The organism is Halanaerobium sp. (assembly GCF_003070835.1).
Genome location: NZ_QBLR01000245.1, coordinates 1 through 5275, shown reverse-complemented (window position 1 = coordinate 5275; position 5275 = coordinate 1). Strand labels below are relative to the sequence as shown.

At 33.9% G+C, this 5275-nt stretch carries 5 protein-coding genes; 1 reads left to right on the top strand and 4 read right to left on the bottom strand.

All coding sequences use genetic code 11. The features are described 5' to 3' along the window. Window positions 1-22: 22 nt before the first annotated feature. From CI949_RS16475 to CI949_RS16465, 3 genes are all read right to left on the bottom strand, one after another. Window positions 23-1321, bottom strand: a complete 1299-nt coding sequence (locus tag CI949_RS16475; RefSeq protein ID WP_290768294.1) for an NAD(P)H-dependent oxidoreductase — start codon at window positions 1319-1321, stop codon at window positions 23-25. A gap of 249 nt (window positions 1322-1570) precedes the next feature. Further along, a complete protein-coding gene (locus tag CI949_RS16470; RefSeq protein ID WP_290768291.1) occupies window positions 1571-1855 on the bottom strand; it encodes a hypothetical protein in 285 nt (94 codons plus the stop codon). Window positions 1856-2070: 215 nt separating this feature from the next. Further along, window positions 2071-3429, bottom strand: a complete 1359-nt coding sequence (locus tag CI949_RS16465; protein WP_290768288.1) for an alkaline phosphatase — start codon at window positions 3427-3429, stop codon at window positions 2071-2073. Between the two features lie 240 nt (window positions 3430-3669). Here CI949_RS16465 and CI949_RS16460 point away from each other — a divergent pair, with 240 nt between their 5' ends. Then, a complete protein-coding gene (locus CI949_RS16460) occupies window positions 3670-4245 on the top strand; it encodes a hypothetical protein (protein WP_290768285.1) in 576 nt (191 codons plus the stop codon). A 116-nt stretch (window positions 4246-4361) separates the two neighbouring features. Here the strand turns inward: CI949_RS16460 and CI949_RS16455 are convergent, their stop codons facing one another. Further along, window positions 4362-5198: an aldo/keto reductase gene (locus tag CI949_RS16455; RefSeq protein WP_290768282.1), complete on the bottom strand. Its 837-nt coding sequence runs from the start codon at window positions 5196-5198 to the stop codon at window positions 4362-4364. Between the last annotated feature and the right edge of the window lie 77 nt (window positions 5199-5275).

The following is a 5275-nucleotide window of genomic DNA, read 5'->3' as shown; positions in this document are numbered from 1 at the left end:
TCTCCTTATAAGTTATTTCATTTTACTTATCCTGAAAAACTCTTTTCTGCAGCTGCCATAACTCATAAATTACCGAGTCTTTATCTAACTCTACCATATCTAAAGTTAATCTTTCTCCTTTTTTAACTTCCTGCTTCAGCTTTGCTCCTTCTGCTATTCCAAGTGGTAATAAATTCTTTTCTCTGGCTACCTCTATCTTGTCTACTGATCCGTAAACTGCAAATCCACCAATATTATCTATTTCATCTCCTGGCTTTAAATCTTTTTTCGCTATTGTTGTTACTTCTGTTACTAAATCTCCCTTTGGTGCTATTGTTGCTTCATGATATAAAACTGCTCTCACTGCTGATAATGGTGTTTCTAAACTAGCTAGATGGTATGGTCTGTATAATAAATAATTCGGTCCATCCCCCATCTTTGAATAATTCATACTAAATTTAACTCTGTCATTATCTGTAGTTACTACTACAAATACTCCTGGTGCTACATCTCCTAGAGCAAAATCTACTATTCCTTCCTGGTTTAAGATTCCTCCCTGTTCTTTGAGAGAATATACATCTGCTAATTCATCAACTGTTGTTGTTGGTCCATGCATTCCTGGTACATCAGGTACTAAACCTGTTGCATTTGAGACTGCTGCCATCTCTAACATACTTTTTGTTCCATCCATAAAGCAGGCCATCATATGTGCCGCTGTACCTTTTCTTTCTGCTCGCTCTGCTACTTTTTCTGGATTTGCTTCCCTATCTAGAGGATTATTTTTTCCTTTTCCTGCTGCAACAACTTTATAACCCATACTTTTAGCAAAGTTATAGATCTCCATTATGGCTCCTGGCTCATCTCCTGCTGCTCCAGTATAAACTACTCCAGCATTATCAGCCATCTGCTTTAAAATTGGTCCTACTACTACATCTGCTTCTACATTCATCATTACTATATGTTTTTGATGGTTAATTGTAGATAGACCTAATCTAGCTCCTACTTTTGGTACTCCTGTTGCATCAATAATTACATCTACATTATCCAGTTTAGGAAGTAAGAAACCATCTTTTGTTACTACACTTTTACCATCTTTTATATATTTATCTATTTCTTCTACATCATCCGAGTTAACTACATCATCTACACTTGTTCCACTTAGTTCATAGGCTTTTTCAGCTCTTTCTAAATCAATGTCTGCTACTACAGGAACTCTAACCCCTTCCATCTGAGCAACCTGACTTACGATATCTGTCCCCATCTGACCTGCACCTACTAGACCAATGCTAACAAATTCACCCTCGGCTTCTAGATTACGAAGATCTTGATAAACATTACTCATTTTAAATTCCTCCTGCTTGATATTTTTTTAATTCTAAAAAAAACAGGCCGAGAGATTGAAACTAATCTCCCGGCCCAAGGCCCTAGAAAAATATTATATTTTACATTTGTTAAACACTATATCATTTGTTAATTATAATATAACACTTTTAAATTTAGCTGTCAACATAAATTTTAAAAGGCTCCATTATAGTAAAATCAAATATATTAGATAAAAAATAGGCCAACTAAGGCCTATCCGATGCTAAATTTATTTTTGAATAATAACTGCCTTATTATTACTGCCTCTTTGTTTAATCACAGCAGTATCACCATCAGAAAACTGCTTAATCACTACAGAATTAGTTTTTCCTGTTTGATTTATTAAAGCATTATTTAAATTACCATTCTGTATAATTAAAGCACTATTTCCGCTGCCCATTTGTTTCACAGAAGCTGTATTATCACCTTCACTAATTATTTCAGTCTTGTTTTCCATCTCAGAATCCCATGCTTTTTGATTTGAGTATTCGAAATCAACAAAATATTTTTCCATTCTTTTACCCCTTAATTAAATTATTTAAACTTAATATTTTTCAGACTTTGAATTATTTTAATTATAACAGAACGACTTATATTAGTGAAGATAAAATTAAAAATTAATTGTTTTAAGCAGTTAAATTAATAGTCGTAATAAAAAAATGGTGGTAAGTTTTTTATAACCTACCACCATTTATTAAATCTATTCAATTATTACAGTTTATTTTTTGCTTATGGGCGCATTGATTCAAATAAAAGCTTAGCAAATTCAGTATTTTGCATCATACCATTAAATGCTTCTGAGCCTTCACCATAAGCAAAGACCGGAACTGAATTAAGAGTGTGTCCACCGGTAGAAGAATTAGCTCTAATATAAGTGTTAACAACTCCTGCCTGATACTTATTAGCTATTATTGAACCAATTTCATATCCTACAAGATATGAATACTTGATATTACCTTCATCATCAAGAATTAGTTCATTGAATCTAGCAACTTCTGCATCAGTTAGAGAAATATTAGCATATTCTTCAAAAACTGATTTAACACTTGCTGCAGTATAACCCTTACCATTTTCTTTTCTGGTCATCTGAGAAGCCATATATTCTGGAGAAACATCAATATTCATTAACGCCTCTCTATTAATAGGTTCAGTTACAGAGAAACCTAGAGTTTCATGATCTGCAGTAACTATTACTAAAGTATCTCCATTTTCTTTAGCAAAGTCAACTGCTGCTTTCACACCTGCATCAAAATCAAGTGTTTCGGCTACAACACCAGGTACATCTGCTGCGTGTGCTGCGTGATCAATACGAGCACCTTCTGCCATTAAGAAAAATCCATCTTCATCTTCAGATAGTACTTCAATTGCTTTCTTAGTCATTGCTTCAAAGGAAGGCTCTTTTGAACCAACATCATCACGATCATTAATATAGTTCATATAAGATTCGTTAAAGAGTCCAAGCAATTTTCCATTCATTGCAATAACTTTTTCTAACTGAGTTTTATCAGAAACATACTGATAGCCCTCTTTTTTTGCTTTAGCAATTAAGTCTTCTCCTGCTTCTTCTTCCATAAAGTCTTCGCGTCCACCACCGAGCATTACATCTACACCATTTGCAATAGCCTGTTTAGCAATTGCACCGCCCATACCTCTATCTTTAACTGAGGCGATAAAAACAGCTGGTGTTGCATCAGTTACCATATTTGTACTGATAACTCCTGTAGCTTTATTTCTAACCTGAGCAAAGTCTAATACAGAATCCAGTTCTGCTCCATTTTTATTCATTGCGATTGCACCATTATAGACCTTACGCCCGGTTGCCATTGCAGTACCTGCTGCTGCAGAATCTGTAACTCCTTCAGTAGAGCTGGTCATCATAATACCAGTTTCAGGCAATTTCATTAATTCTAGCTCATGATCCTTACCACCCGAAAGATATCTGGCCATATCAATCTGCCCCATACCCATACCATCACCAATTAAGAGAATCACATTTTTAACTTCAGCCTGAGCAGCTCCAGTAAAAGCCAAAGCTAAAACTAAAAACAAGGTCATAGCCAACATTAATTTTCTTGATTTTTTAAACATAAATCTAAATTCCTCCTTTAAATTTTTGTTTGTCAGACGACTGATGTCTGTCTATTTAATATTATTCAATACAAGTTATCGGAATCCTTCTTTTTTTCTGATTTTTTTGAGAATTTAACGCTCAAAATATTGACAATTTAATTCCCACCTGCTATAATTATTAACAGAGTGTGATAAATATAACATGGTTTTTCAATTAAAGTGATATTTATCACTAAAAATACCAAGGGGGAATAAGAAATGAAAAAAGTTTTAGTATTATCCTTAGTTTTAGTATTTATGCTTTCATTTTCATCTATGGTTTTTGCTACACCTCATACTCTTGATGTTGTTGGTGGAGGAGACAAACAGGAAATTAAAACCGATAGGACTCAAGAAGATTACATTTCTGCACTAATGGACTTAGTAGATGCAGATGAAGCAGGAGATGTATTCTATCCTGAAAGAAACCAAGTAAAATATCCTTTTGTTCCACTTTATAAAGATGGCAATCTTGTAGGCTATGGTAGTTGGGTAAATACAATTATTTACTCTCATCCAGAAGATTTTATTGCTGTTTTAGGAATGGCCAATAATTCCAAAACTGAAGAAAGTATGGCAGTTGTGAAAAAGTGGAAACCACTTGATGCCAATGATCATCACCCAGAAATGAAGCAGGAAGAGTTTTTAAGCAGATATTATGGTATGAGTCTTAAAACTTCTTTCGAACCTGAAGTAGATATTGTTGCTGGCTCAACTATTTCCAGCCACACATTCTTCTTTGAAATGAAAAATATGCTGCTTGTCTTTGAAGAGTACGGACCAGAAGCTGAGTAAAATTGATTATAATGCATAATGCCCTACCTGTTTTCAGGTGGGGTTTTTTTATTGCTTTTTAACACAAAAAAATAGGCATCCTCAAATTTTAGAGGATACCTAAATTAATATTTAGTTTAAGAACTAATTCCATAAGTGTCATCATCAAGAGTTATCATATATATTCTCTTGTGCTGATCAATGTTATCAATTTTCCCTATATCTTCTGCAGCAAGTTCCCAATTGAATAAATCTAAATTCTCTTTGATATGACCTTCACTTTTTGACTTTGGCAGTGGTACAATATCTTTTTGAAGTTCCCATTTTAAAACAATTTGGGCTGGAGATTTATCATATTTCTCAGCCAGTTCTAAAATGGTTTCATCTTTCAAGACTTCTGTTCTGGCCAGGGGAGCTGATGCTTCTACAACTATATCGTTCTGCTGACAGATTTCAAGCAGATCTTTTTGCTCTTTTTGATATAACCAGGGGTGTAATTCAATTTGATTTACTGTAATTGGTACTGGAGTAATCTTTAAAGCAATATTTAATTGATAGGCCGAAAAGTTACTGACTCCAATATTTTTAACCAGACCCTGATCACTAAGATATTTCATAGCCTGCAGTGTCTCTCTTAAAGAAATAGCAGGATTTGGCCAGTGGATTAGATATAAGTCAAGGTAATCTGTACCTAACTTCTTTAAAGAACGCTTACAGGCCTTGATAACGCTTTCATAATTCAAGTTAGAAGGCAATACTTTCGAAGTTATGAATAGCTCTTCCCGATCATAGTTCTTTAAAACTTCTCCAATTCCAGCCTCATTATGATATCCTTCAGCAGTATCAATATGGTTGTAGCCTGCTTTTAATGCAATCTCAACATTTTCTCCCACATTTTCTTCTGCAATATCCCAGGTACCATAAGCAATAACTGGAATTTCATCACCTGTTTTTAATTTTCTTGTTGGAATCATATTTTTATTCCTCCTTTGAATTTTTTAACAAATAAAATTTTTAAGTTCCTAATATATACAATTAAAGATTTTAAAAT

Bases quoted from the DNA above. Each gene is read 5' to 3' on its own strand.
- CI949_RS16475 (WP_290768294.1), bottom strand. From the start codon at position 1,321: ATGAGTAATGTTTATCAAGATCTTCGTAATCTAGAAGCCGAGGGTGAA.
- CI949_RS16470 (WP_290768291.1), bottom strand. From the start codon at position 1,855: ATGGAAAAATATTTTGTTGATTTCGAATACTCAAATCAAAAAGCATGG.
- CI949_RS16465 (WP_290768288.1), bottom strand. From the start codon at position 3,429: ATGTTTAAAAAATCAAGAAAATTAATGTTGGCTATGACCTTGTTTTTA.
- CI949_RS16460 (WP_290768285.1), top strand. From the start codon at position 3,670: ATGAAAAAAGTTTTAGTATTATCCTTAGTTTTAGTATTTATGCTTTCA.
- CI949_RS16455 (WP_290768282.1), bottom strand. From the start codon at position 5,198: ATGATTCCAACAAGAAAATTAAAAACAGGTGATGAAATTCCAGTTATT.